The following is a 16,850-nucleotide window of genomic DNA, read 5'->3' as shown; positions in this document are numbered from 1 at the left end:
TCGAGTAACAGGCCCTTATAGGGCCTAATCAAACCGCCCCTTGAAGGGGCGGTGCTGATTTATGTCAGCCATCCTGAGAGTGACTGAATAGCCGGTCCGTGTGCTCGTGCGGATTTTTTTGTTGACATGGAAACAATTTTTCACGATTGTTTCCATGTCAACAAAAAGGAGCGGCCATGAAGCAGCCACAAAGGATTGTAGCCGAGCTCATCAAAATTTCTGAACATGCCGATGCCTTCAGGCATGGGAGAGAAGACTTTTTTGATGACCTGAACCTCACGGAGGTTCATTGCATCCATTGGATAGGAACTCTTGATCATGCCAATGTGACAAAGGTTTCTAACGAAATGGGCATGACGCGTGGGGCCATAAGCAAGATATGCAAAAAACTGCTGAAAAAAAATCTTATCGAAAGTTATCAGGAGCCGGAAAACAACAAAAATATCTATTTCAGGGTTGCGGAAGGCGGAAAAAAAATATTTGAAGCCCATAAAATTAACCATGACAGAACATTTGGCGAAAAAGTCTGCATCGTAAATAAATATGATGAAGACGAGCAGGCAATAATACTGCGTTTTCTCATGGATATTAACGCATTTGTTGAACGCGGCTATGAACAGATTTACACAAATTGCGAGAAAGATGAATAATGGAGAATGCTATAATGAATTCTGCAACAGTCAAAAAAGACGTTGTGTATTCCATATCGTTCGCGCATATGTTGAATGACTGGTATATGAATATTATTCCTATACTTACGCCATTTCTCATTGCGGCTGGCTTTGGTATTGGAGAGGTTTCGTTTGCCATTTCCGCCTTTACCATTACCTCATCGCTTTCTCAGCCGCTTATTGGCTATATGGTGGACAGAAAAAACCAGAGCTGGATGATATATGTAGGCACGGCCTGGCTGGCGATACTGCTGAGCTGCATAGGTCTGACCCACAGCTCTACCATGCTGATTGCACTTGCGGCCCTTTCCGGTCTTGGAGCTGCGGCTTTTCATCCGCAGGCATCGGCTATGGTTAGCGCAGCGAGCGGGCAGAAAAAGGGAATGTATCAGGCTGTTTTTGGGGCTTCGGGGAATCTTGGCTGGGCGCTGACGCCCCTGTTTGTCATCCCGCTGGTGGAACGGTTTGGCCTGAGCGTCACGCCCTACTTTGTGGTGCCGGGCATTATTGTTACCGTATTATTGGCCTTCAAGGCTCAGAAAACGCCCGCAAGATCGCAGGCAGAAACAGTGCCGATGATGGAGGCCCTGCGCCCCGCTTGGAAAGAGCTGAGCAAGCTGGTGCTGATTATTGCCGTCCGTACGCTGACCTATTCCGGCCTTGTGGCCTTTCTTCCTCTGTACCTGCAACAGCAGGGCATGAGCTTGTCCGTCTGCTCCCACTTGCTGTTTATTCTGCTGCTTTCTGGCGCAGCAGGCGGCATAGCGGGTGGTTATCTTTCAGACAGGTTTGGTAAAACCATTGTTATTTTCTTGTCCCTGGCCCTCTCTCCCATTTTTTTCTACCTCTTTCTGCATGTTGGCGCAGGCCTGCAACCTGTAGTGTTTGCCCTGGCCGGGGCGACGCTTCTTTCGTCCTTCTCGCCCATTGTGGTGCTGGCGCAAGAGCTGCTTTTCCGGCAGGCCGCAATGGCATCAGGATTTTCACTGGGGTTTGGCATCGGCATTGGTGGACTTGGCGTTGGCCTTGTTGGGCTTGTCATCCAGTATGCAGGTCTTGCCCTTGCCATCAATATGCTGATCTGTCTGCCCTTTGTCGCTGCCTGTATAGCCCTGACGCTGAAAGGCCGCAAAACATTGGAGCAGGCGGGGGTTGCACAGTAGCGCCACTGCCGATGAGGTGGTGACTTTTTGCGGTCTCGTTGGGCAGCATGAAAAAAGCCCCGGCACATGGTACAGGCCAGGGCCGGGGCTGAGCCGGTTCGCACTCTGCCAACATGACGAACCGGAGGAGGGGGCTTATGGGACCGGGAGTCTTGGCCTTGCTCTCTATTTTTTGGGGTCAAATTTCAGTCTTTTGCTTTCAAGACGTTGCGCCTCGGCATCGTTAGGAGTGCAGCCGCAGGAGTTTTTTTTGCCATCGCCGCAGCCGCCATCGCAACAGCCGCATTTGCCCTTGCTGACCGCCGTATAAACCCTGCGGCCAAAGTAATATGCAGCCGCAATTATGCACAATATGACGATAATCAGTTGAATATCCATGTCTTCACCTCTTGTTTTCCCCAGAATCCCTTGCGGCACATGGAGGATGTGCACGTAGTCTGCTCTCGTAGAAAATGAATGTCAACTTCATTTGGATGGGCCAAAAAAATATTTGTCTTGTGCGGAAAGCTTACCCCTATTCACAGAGAAATAAAAAAGGCTGCCCAAGGGCAGCCCGAAATAGTCGATTAAGCTCAAAACTGTGAGGCTTAGTCGTCCTTGGCGGCTTTGTCGCGGCAATCCTTGCAGATGCCGTAGAGGTTATGGACATGGCCACGCAGTTTGAAGCCGTATTTTTCGGCCATTTCGCGCTGGAGTTTTTCAATGCGCGGATCGCAGATTTCCACAATCTTGCCGCAGTCAAGGCAGACAAGGTGGTCGTGATGGCTGTCCGGCTTGGCGATTTCGTAGCGGGTGATGCCGTCGCTGAAATGGATTTCCATGGCCAGGCCAGCATCGCAAAGCAGCTTGAGCGTGCGGTACACGGTGGTCTGACCGATGCCGGAATCACGCTTGATCACGTGCTGATAAAATTCTTCAAGCGAGTGGTGCCCAGGCAATTCAAAAAAAGCCTCAGCTATGATGCGGCGCTGGGATGTGGTGTTCAGGCCTTTGCGGCTCATGAAATCCAGAAATTCCGAAAGACCGGCATTGTTTTGTTGCGTTGTCATATATATGCCCACCCCCGAATAACAAGTGTGCGTTTGTTAAAACTGTCGATGCGGCCAGGGCTTGCAGTCGCCAGCATGTAGGGTACCTTTTGGCCTAAAAAATGGCAAAAAGCAATGCAGCGCCTGAAAGGCGGTTGTCTGCTGTTTTGCTGCCCTTCAAGCTATGGTATGGTTGTGGCGCGTGGAGAGCAAGGGCGTGTGCGAAAAAAAAGAGATTTTTCAGCCGTAATTTCTTGACAGACTAAATAGGATTGAATACTGTTTTCAAAACAAAGTTGCAGCAACCTCTGCCGGAGCGTCACGCTTCGCCATAAGGATACAATCATGGGGAATCTCATCAATAAAGCGGTTGAACCTTTCAACGTGAAGGCCTTTCACGGTGGCGAGCTGAAAACGGTTACCGAAGCAGATATCAAGGGTCACTGGTCCATATTCTTTTTCTATCCCGCAGACTTTACCTTTGTGTGCCCCACGGAGCTGGAAGACCTGGCAGACAATTACGAGCAGTTCAAAAAGCTCAATTGCGAAGTCTATTCCGTTTCCACCGACAGTGCCTTTGTGCACAAAGCCTGGGCCGATGCCTCGCCAAGTATCGCCAAGATTCGCTACCCCATGCTGGCAGACTGCGCCGGAGCCCTCTCCAACGCGTTCGGCGTGATGATTGAAGGCGCGGGGCAGGCCTTGCGCGGCAGTTTTCTGGTAAATCCTGATGGCGTCATCAAGGCCTATGAAATCCACGATACGCCCATTGGCCGCAATGTTGAAGAATTGCTGCGCAAACTGGAAGCCGCGCAGTTTGTGGCCGAGCACGGCGATCAGGTTTGCCCTGCCCGCTGGAAGCCCGGAAGCGCCACCCTTAAGCCCGGTCTTGATCTTGTAGGCAAGATTTAGGCAGATATTTTCCACACGCAGACGCAACGCCTTTCCCTTCCTCCAATGCCCTCCTCAGGCAATCCCGCTAAAAGAGGCCAGCACGCAAGTGTTGGCCTCTTTTGACGTGTGGGCTTTGCCCCACGCCGGGAGGCGTCCCAAACTCCGCCGGAGGGCGGAATCCCGTGCCCGCAGGGCAGAAATTAGCCAGCCTTAGGTAGAATAAAAAAACAAATAAGGGAGTGGTAGTGTGGGTGAGCCTGTCAGGCTGATTTACGCAAACCCGACTTTTGCGCCCTGAATGCGTCAGCGCCGGGATTTTGATGCTCACGTACTTGAGTACGCTGCGCTCAAAATTCCGGCGCTTCCTTTTCAGGCCACAAAATGCGTATTTTGCAAATTCGCCCAACACCAGCCATCGCCTTCGCATTCGCTCCGGCGAGTTTAAGGAAGGCAACACAACGACCAGCTCCTGGTGGTGAATATATTTTTTGACTCGCAAATTTCCTGTCTGGTCATGGCTGAACGGGAGTTGGTGTCGTTACAAGTAACTTGTGGTGATTTTAGAATGTTTAGTGTTACTGAGAAAAGTACAAATGCAAACCCGAAACGAGCAATTTAACCAGTGGCACTTGGCTGAATGCGGATATTGATCGAAGCGAAAGCGTCCTCTGGCATTAACGCGGCGCGGAGGGAGATCTCCTGAGCGAGCGTGGCGAGCGAGGGAAGCTCCCGCAGCAAGAGACTCGTTGCCCTCGCCACGTTAAGGAAGTTGAAAGCCCTTCTTATGGGGGTGCTTCGGGGGGGATGCAAGGGGGGCCGAGAAGGGGGCGTAGCCCCATAACCGGCCCCACCTTGCCGCGCGCCGCGCAGGCGTCCCAAACTCCGCCGGGGGGCGAAATAGAGTGCCCGCAGGGCAGCAAATACTCACAACACCACGCGGGAGGCGAAACCGCACGACCGCGCAGGCACCCCAAAAAAGAGGCCAGCGCTCACGCGCTGACCTCTTTCAATTGCAACGCAATAGGCGTTGGCAATGGCGATCCTTTCTAACCCATGGGCTTGAGAGAATTGTTATAGATGCGCGCCACGCGCTCCCTCGTGCCTTCCACTGGCGCAACGGAAATCAGCAGACCCAGCGAAGGAGTCTGTTCCACCAGATCACAGAACTTGTCCACGTCAGCGGCGGTCACGCCGATGTCTTCAAGCTTCTGCGGCACGCCCACACTGGCAAGCCACTGCTCCACAGCCTTGGCGGCCTGCGGGGCTTCTTCCGGCAGGCCCTCGAGGCCGGGGGCCAGGGGCGCGAGAATGTGCGCCAGCACATCGGGCCTGGCGGGGTAGCATTCCAGAATGACTGCGGGCAGCAGAACGGCAAGGCCAAGGCCGTGCGACAGGTCGGGGCTGACGGCGCTCAGGGGGTGCTCAAGCGCATGCGTGAAGTGCAGCAGACCGTTATCAAAAGCCACGCCTGCCTGCATGGCGGCGTAGCACAGCTGGTAGCGGGCCTTGAGGTCGCCGGGGTCGGCAAGGGCGGCGGGCAGCCACTGGTGGACAAGCCGGATGGTCTCTGCCGCAAGCGAAATGGCAAAGGGGTTGGTGACAGTGGTGGTGGCGGCTTCCACCACATGATTGACGGCGTCAATGGACACATAACGCGTCTGGTCGGGCGAAAGCCCGGTCATGAGCGCGGGGTCGTCAATGGCAAAGCGGGGGTATATGCAATCGTAAGCAATGGCGGGCTTGTAGTTCAGCTTGGTCACAGTTGCAACGGCAAAGCGGTTCACTTCGCTGCCGGTGCCGTGGGTGAGGTTGATGGCGATGATGGGCAGTGCCACTTGCGGCGTAAAGCGGTAGCAGTACAAATCATCGCCCGTCTTGCCGGGGTTTGCCAGCAGGATGGCGGCGCTCTTGCCGCAGTCGATGGGGCTGCCGCCGCCTATGGCCAGCACTGCGCCCGCATTGACAGAACGGCCCAGGGCTGCGGCTTCGTCCACGCTGTCAGTGGTGGGGTTGGGGGTGACGCGGTTGTAGAGCGCCAGCGTGACGCCGTGCTTTTGGGCTGCGGCTTCAACTTTGTCCCAAGCGCCGGTGATTTTGTATGAACGCCCGCCGCAAACGCAGAGTATGGACGTGATGCCCTCGCTCTTAAGCTGTGCGAGGATATCGTCTATTTTATTAATAGCTCCAACGCCCAGATAGGTAGTTGTCTTGACCCGAATTTCCCGCACATTTTTGTAATCGGCAGCTTGATCCCACATATGATCCTCCAGAGTGCTATGGCACGTATCCGCCGCGAAGGCGGGTTGATTGAAATTTTGTTATTTTTTTCACATGGGATGTTTATAAAAACTTTCAGGCAGATAGTAAAGCTCTTTGAGTGCACAAACATTTTTTCACGCAAATTTGACAAGCGGGAGAAGCAGGCGGCGGCATACAAAACGGCGCTGCACAACGTGCTCAGTACTTTGAGGGAGGGAGCATTCCGCTGTATGCGGAGCCGCCATCAGGATTTATGGCATGTAGCCACATGCGGCACACGGAGGCAAAAAAAGTAGGCTCCCGCAAGGGAGCCTACTTACCGTAACTCAGGGAACCTGTTTGGCAATGATTTTTTGAAAATCCTTGCCGCGAAATGCGCGCAGACAGGCTTTTGCCCGCCATAAGCGTGCGTCTCAGGTCGTTCTTAATGCCCGCGCAGCATCTTGACGGAGCAGAACTTGCCGCACATGGCGCAGACTTCTTCTGTCTTGTGGTCTTCGCGGCGTTTTTCGAGCATCTGCGGGTCAAGAGCTGCCTTGGACATGGCTTCCCAATCCAGAGCCTTGCGGGCGGCGTTCATGGCAGCCTCGCGGGCAACGGCGGCGGGGCGGCCAAGAGCCACTTCGCCCACATGGGCGGCCACGCGTGAGGCCATCACACCTGCGCGCACGTCCGCCTCGTCAGGCAGGGTGAGGTGTTCGGCAGGGGTGAGGTAGCACAGAAAGTCCACGCCAGCCTCGACGCCCATGGCGCCGCCGATGGCTCCGGCAATGTGGTCATAACCGGGGGCGCTGTCGCAGCACAGGGGGCCGAGCACGTACAGGGGGGCATTGTTGGTCAGGCGCTTGATGCCCTGAATCTGGGTGCGCACCTGATTGAGCGGCACGTGGCCGGGGCCTTCGATCATGCATTGCACGCCGCGTTCAAGGGCGTATTTGGCAAGCTGGCCCAGGTTGATGACTTCTTCCCACTGGGCGGCATCGCCCGCGTCCACGCCCGCGCCGGGGCGCAGGCCGTCGCCCAGCGAAAGGGTGACGTTGTAGGGGCGGCAGATGTCCAGCAGGCGGTCATAGTATTCCAGCAGCGGATTTTCACGGTTGTTCTCAAGCATCCAGCGGGCGAGCATGGAGCCGCCACGCGAAACAATGCCCAGCACTCGGTTGTTCTTGACTGCCATTTCAGCGCCGCGCTTGGAAAGGCCGCAGTGCACGGTGATGAAGTCCACACCCTGCTCGGCCTGCTTGGCGATTTCGGCAAACAGCGCATCGGGCTGCATGGTGGCGATATCCAGCTCCGCGTCCAGAATCTGCTGGCCCACGGCATAGAGCGGCACGGTGCCGAGCGGCAGGGGGCAGGCCTTGAGCATGCCAAGGCGCAGGGCGTCAAGGTCGCCCGCGATGGAAAGATCCATCACGGTGTCGGCTCCGGCATCAAGGGCAGCCTTGATTTTGCGTTCTTCCGTAGCGGGGCAGTTGCACAAGGGCGAAGTGCCGATGTTGGCGTTCACCTTGATGCGCGAGGGCTGGCCCACAAGAATGGGCTTGAGGTTGGGATGCGCGGGGTTGCCCAGCAGCACCATTGTACCCGCCTCGATGGCTTCAACAATGGATTCCGGGGCGAGTTGTTCTTCCTCGGCCAGAGTGGTGAGGTGTTTGTCCAGCAGGCCGCTCAGAGCGGAATTCTGCGAACGAAAAGATGCAGACATGGTTGTGCCTCGCGGGTTGCGACGCAGGGCGCAAAAAAAGCCACAAGCAGCGGAACAGCGTCGTGGCCGCGGCTTCCCTACGGCAGTGCGAACTGCGTCAGGTTCATAGGGTCTGGGTTTATCCCACTCTCAGCCGCCAAACCTTGCGATCCGCGGCTCCCCTAGCACTGGTTATATGAATACTCTGTATGTCACCCGCTGTAAAGCCCGCCCTGCAATGCCTTGCATTTACCTGCTCCGGCTGGCATAGACGAGCTATGGCAAGAAAACGTTTTTTGAGTCCCTTCACCTGGCCGGTGTTGTCATTCCTTGCGGTTATCCTTGCGGGGTCAGTACTGCTCGGCCTGCCTGCAAGCTGGGCCAAGGGCCAGAGCATCAGCCCCATAGACGCCTGTTTTCTCGCAACTTCGGCTGTCTGCGTTACCGGCCTTTCGCCGCTGGACATAAGCGAGGTGCTCAGTCCTTTCGGTAAGGGGGTGCTGCTGTGCCTCATCCAGACCGGCGGGCTGGGGGTCATGACCTACACAAGCATCATCTTTCTGTTGTGGCGCAATAACGTACCCTTCAACAGCCGCGAGGCCGTGAGTCAGGCCTTATTGTGGGGAGATTTCAGCCTTGCCGCCTTTTTGCGGCAGGTGCTCGGGCTGGTTTTTGGCATTGAGGCTGTGGCCGCCTTGCTGCTCTGGCTGCACGACCCTGTATTTTTCTATCCATTCAGTGCCGTGTTTCATGCTGTTTCAGCCTTCTGCAATGCAGGCTTTGCCTTGAGCACAACCAACCTGGCTCTTTTTCGGGACGACGTGGTCGTTAATGCCGTTATTGCGTCCAGTGTTATTCTGGGCGGCATAGGGTTTGGCGTACTGCGGGAATTCCTGGGCATCTGCACAGGAGGTCGCATGGGCGCGCCTGTGCGCCGTCTCAGCCGTTTCAGCCGGCTGGTGGTCAAAACAAGCCTCTTGATTATTGTTCTCGGCTGGGTGGTCATGTTCGCCATCGAGTTCTGGCGGGGAAGCGTGCCGAGAACCGTGGATGGATGCGCCGACCTTGCCATCACCATGTTCTTTCACTCGGTGGTGGCGCGTACCGCAGGCTTCAGCTCCATTGATCTCGCCGTGCTGGGCGATGCCACCCTGCTGGTGTTGATAGCCCTGATGTTTATCGGCGGCGGCCCAGGGTCGTGTGCAGGCGGCATCAAGGTTGTGACCTTTCGCGTGCTTGCGGGCTACATTGCCGCCCAGTTCAGGGGCGACAGCCAGATTGTGCTGGAAGGGCGGGGTGTGGCGGCAGAGAACGTCAGTCGGGCGCTGACCCTGTTTTTTGCCTACTCCATGTTGGTGGGGATTTCTGTCTTTCTGCTTGCCATCACGGAAGGCGACGTTATTGCCGGAGCAGGCACGCAGGCCGCGCCCTTTTTGCGCTTGCTGTTTGAAGAAGTTTCGGCGCTCGGCACCGTGGGGCTTTCCGTCAATCTGACGCAGGATTTAAGTTCTGCGGGCAAGGGAATCATAATTTTCAGCATGTTTGCGGGCCGGGTGGGCATTTTGAGCCTGCTCATGGCGGTGCAGAGCTTGCGGTCAAAAAAGGCCTACAGCGTGGCAGAAGCCCAGCTTCCCATAGGGTAGGCGGGCTTGTCCGGTCATGGCCTGACGGTCAGAGAGGTAATTATGGCGGAAAAGAAACTGGAAATCGGCGTTATCGGCCTAGGCAAGTTTGGCCTGCGCATGGCGTCCACCCTTGTGTCGCTGGGGCATACGGTGCTTGGCATTGATATGTCCGAGGCCAGGGTGCAAAGGGCGGAAGAAGCGCTGGATACCGTATACAAGGCCGACGCTACCAATATTGCCGTGTTGCGGTCGCTGCACGTGCAGGATCTGGACTGGGTGGTGATCAGCGTTGGGGAAAGCGTGGAGCAGTCGTTGAGCATCACCCTCAACGTGCAGGAGTTGAACGGCCCCAAGATATGGGTCAAAGCTTCCAACGAAGAACACAAAAAAATTCTGCAACGCCTGCACGTCACCCGCGCCATGGTGCCAGAAACTGAAGCTGCCGTCATGGCGGCCCACCAGTTGACCCACCCCGGCATGCTCGACCTTATCCCCAAGTACGGCGGCATTGCCATTCAGGAGCTGCGCGTGGATGCGTGGGACGGGAAAACCCTTATTGAATTGAATTTGATACAGCAGTTCAATGTCATGGTCATGGGCATACGTCCTGCGGGAAAAAACGCCTTTGTCTTTGTGCCGCCCGCCACAACAGTTCTGCACAAGGGCGACTCTCTTGTGGTGGCCGGACGGGCTGATTCCATGCGCATGCTCAAGCCCTGAGGCTGACCAGATATCGGCAGAAACAAAAAAGGCCTTCCCCTGAACCGGAGAAGGCCTTTTTTACGCTACCCCTGGCGGGAGGGGCGTGGTTTGCCCACATAGAAAATGAACGCGCCCAGCATGACAATGACAGCGCCGGACAGGGCGCTTTTTTCAGCGCCGGAAAAGGCGATGAGGCAGAACATGCATGCGCCGAGCGATGCCGCCACCTTGAGCCATGCGGCCCGGTTGCGCAGGCCATACCGTTTGAGCAGCGCCAGAGCAGAGTAATAATAGGCCGGGAGCGTCAGCAGTACAGCCACGCTGGTAATGCTGTTGAACAGATCCTGAGTGTCGCCGGAGCGGCTGACAACCATCATCAAGAGCAGCATGGCGCTCATCATGCAGGCTGAAAGAACAAGCCCAGCCACGGGCTGACCCTTGGCGTTTTTTCTGCCAAAAATGGGCGGCAGGGTGCCGTCCTGCGCGGCGCGGCAGCCAGCGTTGGAAACAAGCATTATCCATGATCCCAGTGAGGCCAGGCAGGCAAAGGCGGTCACTGCCGAAACCATGTCCGGCACCAGGTGGGCCAGGGGTAGCCCTGCGCAGATATGGCCCATGGCCAGCGAAAAGGGCGCACCGGATTCCGCCATCTGTTTTGCGGGAAATATGCCCGATATGGCCGTGCAGGAAAGTATGTAGACAAACCCGGCCAGAGCCGTGCCAATGAGGGTGGAAAGCGGAATGTTGCGCTTGGGGTTTTCTACCACCGCAGTATTCACCGAGGCGCTCTCAACCCCTATGAAGCTCCAGATGCAAAGCACAACGGCGCTCATGACGGAACTGCCTGCAGGTTTGCCCCCGGCAAGCCAATTGGCGGAAAACACCGCAGGGTCAAAATACAGCCAGCCCACGGTGCCCGTAATGAATACGGGGATCAGCAGCAGAACGACCCCGATGGAAACAAGCCTGCCTATCCAGGCCGCGCCAAGAATGTTCACGCCTGTGAATATCCAGATAAGGGCCAGCGATGCGAAGCCTGCCCACAAGGGATGCTCCAGCGCGGGAAAGAAAACCGAAAGATAATCCACGCCGGTTATGGCTACGGCCAGATTGCCTATCCAGTTGGCGTGGTAATAGAGCAGGCCTGTCTGATAGCCCAGCTCTGGCCCGATTTCGTTGGCATAGGCAAGGGGGCCGCCCTCCTGCGGGTCTTCCATGCCCAGCCGGGCAAACACATAGGCCAGACCCATGGCTCCCAGAATGGCCACAAACCAGCCGATGACAGATATGCTGCCGATGCCCGCAAGGTTCGCGGGCAAAAGAGCAATGCCAGACCCCATCATATTGCCCGCCACCACCGTGGTGCAGGCGAAAAGGCCAAGTTTCTTTGTGCCGGGCGTGGTCATGGCTGCCGTCCTTTTGGGTGCGGTTAAAAAACTCTCCCCGGCGTTTCGGGGCAAAAATCAGCGGGCGTGGCTACTTTTTTACGCACAATACACTGAAGTATTTTTTGCCGTCGCGTTCTATGCGTTCTACGCCGTGGATGTCGCTTTCATAGCCGGGAAAGGCATTTTCAAAGTTCTGACGCGCCTCAAGATAGGCAAATATGGGTTCCGCCGCCTCGTTCATCACCTCGCCGCCCATCATGACGGGGATGCCTGGCGGGTAGGGTACAATCATGACAGCCGGAACGCGTCCGCGCAGATCGGCCAGTTCCACATATTCCACATTGCGGCGCACCACTTCATGGTAGGCCTCCGCAGGCCGCATGACCTGATCGGGAATACCCTGAAAGGCTGCCTGCATCTTGTCCAGCAGCTTGTGCTCGCGGAAGTGACGGTGAATTGCGTTGCTGTGATCTCTGAGGCCAACGCCCTTGTATGTCTCAGGAAAGGCGGCGTAGAGATCCGGCAGGGCAACGCTCAGCGGAGCATTGGCGTCATAGAGCTGCTTGAATTTGAGCAGGCCCGAGATGAGCGCCCCTTCCTTGGCCTTGGTGGTGCCGATGGAGTTGAGCAGCAAAAAGGAATAATAGTCGGTTTTTTCGCACACAACGCGGTGCCGGATCAGGTAGTTGGTGACAATGGCAGCCGGAATGCCCGTATCCGCCATTGTGCCGTCTTCCGCAAGGCCGGGCGTGATAAAGGTCAGCTTGATGGGGTCAAGCATGACGTAATCCGGCTCAATATCGTCAAAGCCGTGCCAGTTGTTGGCGCTGTCCAGTACCCAGGGGATCTGGCTTTCTGCCAGATATTCGGCGGGCACTTCCAGAAAGTCATGCATGCCCTTCTGGTAAGGAACCCTTCTGGGCTGCCACATGCTGAAGAACCAGTCGCCCCTGGCGGTCATTTCCCGCTCCATGAGGGTGATCTTGCGGCGGATGCGAACTGCCTCGGCAATGGTGTCGTGCAGCAGCACCTCGCCGTCGTCGTCCATCATCTTGGTGGCAACATCAAGCGAGGCGATCATGTTGTATTGCGGCGATGTGGAGCCGTGCATCATGTAGGATTCGTTAAGTTCATCGCGGTTGATCCGTACATGTGTGCCGTGCTTTACGTGCAGCATGGAGGCCTGTGAAAAGGCCGTGAGCAGCTTGTGTGTGGATTGTGAACAGAAAATGGGCGGATGATCGGCCACATTGTCGGCATCCGTCATGCCATAGTGGTTCTCGTACATGGGACTGAAACGGGCGTAGGCGTACCAGGCCTCGTCAAAGTGCAGGTTGTCCACGCTCTTGCGAAGCTGCTTCTTGATGTTGGTCACATTGTAGCACAGCCCGTCATAGGTAGAATTGGTAAGGGCGGACATCTTGACCCGGGAGCTTTTCAGCTCGTCAGGAATGAGCTTGTTGGCTGCGATTTTTTTGTGGATGCTTTTTTCTGAAAATTCCGAAAGCCTGCACGGCCCGATGATGCCGCGCCGGTTGCGCCGTGGCGTCATATACACGGGATAGGCCTCGGTAATGACCATGGCGTAGTTGAGCGATTTGTGACAGTTGCGGTCAACAAAGGCTATGTCGTCGCGCAGCACCTGGCTGCGCCAGATGATCTGGTTGACGTTGGAGGTGCCATTGAGCACATAAAAAGTTATGTCCGCCCCAAAGACTCTGGCGGAATTTTCTTCCGCATCGCCAACCGGGCCGTTGTGGTCAAGCAGGGAGCCAAGCTCGGGCACGGAAATGGAAAGGTCGGCGCGGAAGACGTTTTCGCCAAAAAACTTGTGCATGGCCACCCCTGCGGGGCTTTTGAGAAAACCCTCGCCGCCCATGTGGCCGGGCGTGTGCCATGCGTATTTGTATTCATTGGCGTAGCGGGCCATGCCGCCGAAAAAGGCCGGATACACCGTTTGCAGGTAATCGCTGACCAGGACCTCGATGCGCCCTGCCAGAAAATCCACGGTATCTGTTATCTTCCAGATGCAGTCGTCTACTTTGGAAAGGACATCCGTGGGCAGATTCTCCAGCTCGGAATGGTCAGTGAGCAGCACGACCGGGATGGTTTTGTTGCGCTGACGGATGCCCTCAAGCAACTCTGCTGCCGTTGCCTGCTCACCGGGGTCTTCGCACTGTATATCCCAGTCTATTATGACAGTTCCAAGGTCTGCGCGAGATGCAAAAATATTTATTGCGTCTTCATATCGCAGTGATATGAGAACAGAGCAGCCTTTGTTTTCCACAAGCTGCTTCTTCAGCTCGCGCAGTCTGCAACCTTCATCTGTTGCCGCATCAAATTCACCAGAAACAATCAATACAGGCCATTCATGCTTGTCTATGGGCATTGGCGCGCTCCTTACCATTACAGCGGCAAGTAGAGGGTGTGCGCAGCAGGGAATGCCTGCGCATGATGAAGCTGTGCTGTGCAGATTGAATGCCTATCTATCTGTTTGTCTTTTATCGCTCAAAGTATAAACTTTGTCCATTTGTGTTTAGCCGGGGTTCACTGAAAATTGTACATTTTCGGCGAGGATTTGTGCAATGCTCTGGCGTGATCTTGCAGCAATCTTTGAATATTCTTTATGTAATGCAACGATTGCGCAGTGGCGGCTGGCGCAATATCTGGCGAGATGGGCGGGTAAGATGGCAGGTCTGTAGGCAGGATTGCGCGCGGGGCGAGGCTTGGGGAAAATCAGCGACTGGGGGAGGCGTCCTCGCCGGGGAGCGCCCACCAGGGTAAGCCCCGCCATGCGGCATTGAGCGCCTTTTCATGCGCGGGCCATTGGGGCGAAAAGCGGGCAAGCTCCTCCCGGTAGGCCGGGGAATGATCCATATGGCGCAGGTGGCACAGCTCGTGCCAGCACAAGTGCTCCAGCAACGGGGCAGGCAGAAGCAGAGCGCGCCAGTTGAGGCTGATGCGTCCCTCCGGACATGCAGGCGCGAGGGCTGCGCCGCCTTGGGCAAAGGATGGGGCCGCTTCATATGTGGCGGGCAGGGGCGGAGTGGAAAAAAAGTTGCGGATGCGCGTGGTGAGCTGTTCCAGCGATCTGGTGCGGGCGAAAGCCCCTTGCGGCAGTTGTGACCGTTGCGTCGCGGGCTGCGGAGTGTGCCCCCGGCGCAGGCGGGAACAACTGCCCCAGCGCCCGCTCTGGTCCCGCACGCTCACACCCGCAAGGGCAAATCCTTCCGTTGTCGCAAGCTGTTCCAGATACGGCGGCAGCAGGCGGGCTGCTTTTTTTCGACACCACTGGCGCAGGGCCTGCGCGCATAAGGATATGTCATCTACGGCGCCGTACAGGCGCACCTGAGCCATACTTTCCACCAGCAACAAGCGTCGTGCGCCGTTGGCAATTTGCACAGTAGCGGTTTTGCCGGTTTGCGCAGTGGCGGCTTTGCGGCCTGCTGCCATGTCGCCACAGGGCGTGACGGCAAAAATTTCGCCCGTTAGCGGCAGAGTGATACTGGAAGGCAACTGGGGGGCGGGTACCCTTCGCAGCAGGGTTGTGCGGGCGCGCTCCAGCCAGGGCAAAAAGAGCGGCAGGCTTGATTGAAGCTGCGTTGGCCCCATGGTCAGCGGGATAGTCAACACAAGGTCGCCCCGAGGCGTGAGCGACAGTTTTGCCCTGCGAGCACGGGGTGAAAGGCGCACTGAAGCCGTCAGGCGCGTACCATCGGCCAAGGTAAATTCTACCGTGGCGGGCAGATCGTGCAAGGGGGTGGCAGGGGCTTTGCGGGCAGGCATGCGGCAACGCTGCCATAGGCGGCCAAGGCTGTAAAGACTGCCTGCGGCATGGTTGTTGCTGTACTACCTGCGGAAAGGTGCATCCGGCAGGTTTTGCCGGGTGCAAACCCGTTGGGCAGCCGCACCCATGGGTTCCGTGGGGGAGCCACTATTAAAATGATGCGGTATTTCGCAGCGATGATTACTGCGGGGGGCGTCATATGAGTACAACAGGGATTGGCAATCTGTTGGGTTCCAGCAGCGCAGAGGCTGTTTACAAGGTCGGTCTGGGGTCGAATACCATCCGCACACGCAGCGATTCGTCAGATTCTGGTGACACTGTGGATATTTCTGATGAAGCCAAGAAGCTTTTTTCTGAAAAGATCCACATGTACGACAAGGGTTCGTCCACGGCTGCGACATCGCAATCTGCGGGAAATAAGGGTGACACTTCTGCTGAAACTGCCAATGGCGAAACCGATGAAACCGGCGAATCCGGTGGCGGCGGTTCGACCAAGGCCGGTGGCGCCGGCGGTGGTGGCGGTGGCGGTAACGACAGCTCTTCCAATGCTGTCGAGAATATCAAGAAGCAGATTGCGGCCTTAAAGAGCCAGCTTTCCAGCTTGGCCAGCCACGCTGGCAGCGGCAACAGTACGGCTGTGGAAAGCAAAATCCAGTCGCTCGAGTCGCAGATTGCGGCTCTCGAAGCGCAGCTTGCCGAGGCAGAGTCGACTTCTGCTTGACATAGGAATGATTCCTAATTAGAGTGGTTAAACAAGAGGGGCACTTTTGCCCGTGCCCTTTTTTGCAGTTGCGCCAATAGGCGCGCAGCCACCAATCATTCCAAGGAGAAGACGCTATGAAATCGCTGAAAGGCAGCCAGACGGAAAAAAATATTCTTACAGCCTTTGCTGGTGAATCTCAGGCGCGTAACCGCTATGACTACTTTGCCGGGCGGGCCAAGAATGACGGTTTTGTGCTGGTGCAGGAAATTTTTGTAGAAACCGCCTTGCAGGAAAAAGAACACGCCAAGCGCCTGTTCAAGTTTCTTGAAGGCGGAGATGTTGAAATTACGGCGGCGTACCCTGCCGGGGTCATAGCTGACAGCGAAGCCAACCTTATCGCAGCCGCCAGTGGCGAAAACCACGAGCACACCGTCATGTATCCTGAATTTGCGGCTACGGCTGACAAAGAAGGTTTTTCCGAAGTTGCTGCCGTCATGCGCCAGATTGCCGTTGCCGAGGCCTACCATGAAAAGCGTTTTCTTACGCTTGCCAAAGATATCAAGGAAGGGCGCATGTTCATGCGTACAAAGCCCACAATATGGCGTTGCCTGAACTGCGGCTGTCTTGTGGAGGGCGACCACGCTCCCGAGATGTGCCCCGCCTGTGCGCATCCCAAGGCCTACTTTGCAGAGCTTAACTACACGTTCTAAGCGGCATCAACACTGGAAAATTGCCCGTTTTTACAACGCGGCAAACACCGGGATGAGTGCCAGAGGCTCTCGCAGGATGACATGATGTCTTTCACATACCTACCCTGAATTATTGTCTACAGATAGCAGTCGAACTGCGTTGACCGCAAGCGCCAGACCTTTTGGGTCTGGCGCTTTTTTTTTGTATGTAGAAAACTCCCCGCTAAGCGGGGAGTTCCAAAAAGGCGAAGCCTATC

At 56.1% G+C, this 16,850-nt stretch carries 14 protein-coding genes and 1 riboswitch; of the genes, 7 read left to right on the top strand and 7 right to left on the bottom strand.

Annotated features, from left to right (window positions below; genetic code table 11):
- Positions 1-176: 176 nt before the first annotated feature.
- Both JMF94_RS14925 and JMF94_RS14920 read left to right on the top strand, forming a co-directional pair.
- Complete coding sequence (locus JMF94_RS14925) at positions 177-650, top strand: MarR family transcriptional regulator (protein ID WP_240826084.1); 474 nt, start codon at positions 177-179, stop codon at positions 648-650.
- On the top strand, positions 650-1,834 hold the full coding sequence (locus JMF94_RS14920; protein ID WP_346770027.1) for an MFS transporter: 1,185 nt from the start codon (positions 650-652) through the stop codon (positions 1,832-1,834). The genes JMF94_RS14925 and JMF94_RS14920 overlap by 1 nt, the downstream gene beginning before the upstream one ends.
- Before the next feature lie 165 nt (positions 1,835-1,999).
- On the opposite strand, the gene JMF94_RS14915 is transcribed toward JMF94_RS14920, so the two are convergent.
- Together JMF94_RS14915 and JMF94_RS14910 are read right to left on the bottom strand one after the other, a co-directional pair.
- The gene (locus JMF94_RS14915; RefSeq protein ID WP_240826080.1) at positions 2,000-2,212 is read right to left on the bottom strand and encodes a hypothetical protein; all 213 of its coding nucleotides are present in this window, start codon (positions 2,210-2,212) and stop codon (positions 2,000-2,002) included.
- A gap of 209 nt (positions 2,213-2,421) precedes the next feature.
- Entirely contained in the window at positions 2,422-2,883 is a 462-nt protein-coding gene (locus tag JMF94_RS14910) for a transcriptional repressor (protein WP_022659501.1), read from the bottom strand.
- Positions 2,884-3,207: 324 nt separating this feature from the next.
- Between JMF94_RS14910 and ahpC the strand changes: the two genes are divergently transcribed.
- On the top strand, positions 3,208-3,774 hold the full coding sequence (ahpC, locus tag JMF94_RS14905) for an alkyl hydroperoxide reductase subunit C (protein ID WP_192113303.1): 567 nt from the start codon (positions 3,208-3,210) through the stop codon (positions 3,772-3,774).
- Positions 3,775-4,802: 1,028 nt separating this feature from the next.
- Here the strand turns inward: ahpC and JMF94_RS14900 are convergent.
- Both JMF94_RS14900 and thiC read right to left on the bottom strand, forming a co-directional pair.
- Positions 4,803-6,014, bottom strand: a complete 1,212-nt coding sequence (locus JMF94_RS14900; protein WP_240826078.1) for an iron-containing alcohol dehydrogenase — start codon at positions 6,012-6,014, stop codon at positions 4,803-4,805.
- A 425-nt stretch (positions 6,015-6,439) separates the two neighbouring features.
- Positions 6,440-7,720 (bottom strand): phosphomethylpyrimidine synthase ThiC, encoded by a 1,281-nt coding sequence (gene thiC, locus JMF94_RS14895; protein WP_240826077.1) that lies wholly within the window; start codon positions 7,718-7,720, stop codon positions 6,440-6,442.
- A gap of 57 nt (positions 7,721-7,777) precedes the next feature.
- A riboswitch (TPP riboswitch) is annotated at positions 7,778-7,893 on the bottom strand.
- 84 nt (positions 7,894-7,977) lie between these two features.
- Between thiC and JMF94_RS14890 the strand changes: the two genes are divergently transcribed.
- Both JMF94_RS14890 and JMF94_RS14885 read left to right on the top strand, forming a co-directional pair.
- Positions 7,978-9,342 (top strand): potassium transporter TrkG, encoded by a 1,365-nt coding sequence (locus tag JMF94_RS14890; protein ID WP_240826076.1) that lies wholly within the window; start codon positions 7,978-7,980, stop codon positions 9,340-9,342.
- A gap of 42 nt (positions 9,343-9,384) precedes the next feature.
- Positions 9,385-10,044, top strand: coding sequence for a TrkA family potassium uptake protein (locus tag JMF94_RS14885; protein ID WP_240826075.1), 660 nt, complete (start codon positions 9,385-9,387; stop codon positions 10,042-10,044).
- Between the two features lie 65 nt (positions 10,045-10,109).
- Here JMF94_RS14885 and JMF94_RS14880 read toward each other — a convergent pair whose 3' ends face one another.
- The 3 genes from JMF94_RS14880 to JMF94_RS14870 form a co-directional block, all read right to left on the bottom strand.
- On the bottom strand, positions 10,110-11,432 hold the full coding sequence (locus JMF94_RS14880; protein ID WP_240826074.1) for an amino acid permease: 1,323 nt from the start codon (positions 11,430-11,432) through the stop codon (positions 10,110-10,112).
- Between the two features lie 70 nt (positions 11,433-11,502).
- Positions 11,503-13,803 carry an Orn/Lys/Arg decarboxylase N-terminal domain-containing protein gene (locus tag JMF94_RS14875; RefSeq protein ID WP_240826073.1) on the bottom strand — a complete coding sequence of 767 codons (2,301 nt, stop codon included), beginning with the start codon at positions 13,801-13,803 and terminating at the stop codon, positions 11,503-11,505.
- Positions 13,804-14,150: 347 nt separating this feature from the next.
- Positions 14,151-15,200: a M48 family metallopeptidase gene (locus JMF94_RS14870; protein WP_240826072.1), complete on the bottom strand. Its 1,050-nt coding sequence runs from the start codon at positions 15,198-15,200 to the stop codon at positions 14,151-14,153.
- Between the two features lie 200 nt (positions 15,201-15,400).
- Between JMF94_RS14870 and JMF94_RS14865 the strand changes: the two genes are divergently transcribed.
- Entirely contained in the window at positions 15,401-15,922 is a 522-nt protein-coding gene (locus tag JMF94_RS14865) for a FlxA-like family protein (RefSeq protein WP_240826071.1), read from the top strand.
- Between the two features lie 116 nt (positions 15,923-16,038).
- Complete coding sequence (gene rbr / locus JMF94_RS14860; protein WP_240826070.1) at positions 16,039-16,614, top strand: rubrerythrin; 576 nt, start codon at positions 16,039-16,041, stop codon at positions 16,612-16,614.
- Positions 16,615-16,850 lie beyond the last annotated feature (236 nt).

The sequence above is a fragment of the Desulfovibrio sp. UIB00 genome (assembly GCF_022508225.1).
Taxonomy (GTDB): Bacteria; Desulfobacterota; Desulfovibrionia; order Desulfovibrionales; family Desulfovibrionaceae; genus Desulfovibrio.
The sequence above is the reverse complement of the archived record's forward strand: the minus strand, read 5'-3'. Positions and strand labels throughout refer to the sequence as shown.

Bases quoted from the DNA above. Each gene is read 5' to 3' on its own strand.
- JMF94_RS14885 (WP_240826075.1), top strand. From the start codon at position 9,385: ATGGCGGAAAAGAAACTGGAAATCGGCGTTATCGGCCTAGGCAAGTTT.
- ahpC (WP_192113303.1), top strand. From the start codon at position 3,208: ATGGGGAATCTCATCAATAAAGCGGTTGAACCTTTCAACGTGAAGGCC.
- thiC (WP_240826077.1), bottom strand. From the start codon at position 7,720: ATGTCTGCATCTTTTCGTTCGCAGAATTCCGCTCTGAGCGGCCTGCTG.
- JMF94_RS14880 (WP_240826074.1), bottom strand. From the start codon at position 11,432: ATGACCACGCCCGGCACAAAGAAACTTGGCCTTTTCGCCTGCACCACG.
- JMF94_RS14900 (WP_240826078.1), bottom strand. From the start codon at position 6,014: ATGTGGGATCAAGCTGCCGATTACAAAAATGTGCGGGAAATTCGGGTC.
- JMF94_RS14870 (WP_240826072.1), bottom strand. From the start codon at position 15,200: ATGCCTGCCCGCAAAGCCCCTGCCACCCCCTTGCACGATCTGCCCGCC.
- JMF94_RS14915 (WP_240826080.1), bottom strand. From the start codon at position 2,212: ATGGATATTCAACTGATTATCGTCATATTGTGCATAATTGCGGCTGCA.
- rbr (WP_240826070.1), top strand. From the start codon at position 16,039: ATGAAATCGCTGAAAGGCAGCCAGACGGAAAAAAATATTCTTACAGCC.
- JMF94_RS14925 (WP_240826084.1), top strand. From the start codon at position 177: ATGAAGCAGCCACAAAGGATTGTAGCCGAGCTCATCAAAATTTCTGAA.
- JMF94_RS14920 (WP_346770027.1), top strand. From the start codon at position 650: ATGGAGAATGCTATAATGAATTCTGCAACAGTCAAAAAAGACGTTGTG.
- JMF94_RS14865 (WP_240826071.1), top strand. From the start codon at position 15,401: ATGAGTACAACAGGGATTGGCAATCTGTTGGGTTCCAGCAGCGCAGAG.
- JMF94_RS14875 (WP_240826073.1), bottom strand. From the start codon at position 13,803: ATGCCCATAGACAAGCATGAATGGCCTGTATTGATTGTTTCTGGTGAA.
- JMF94_RS14890 (WP_240826076.1), top strand. From the start codon at position 7,978: ATGGCAAGAAAACGTTTTTTGAGTCCCTTCACCTGGCCGGTGTTGTCA.
- JMF94_RS14910 (WP_022659501.1), bottom strand. From the start codon at position 2,883: ATGACAACGCAACAAAACAATGCCGGTCTTTCGGAATTTCTGGATTTC.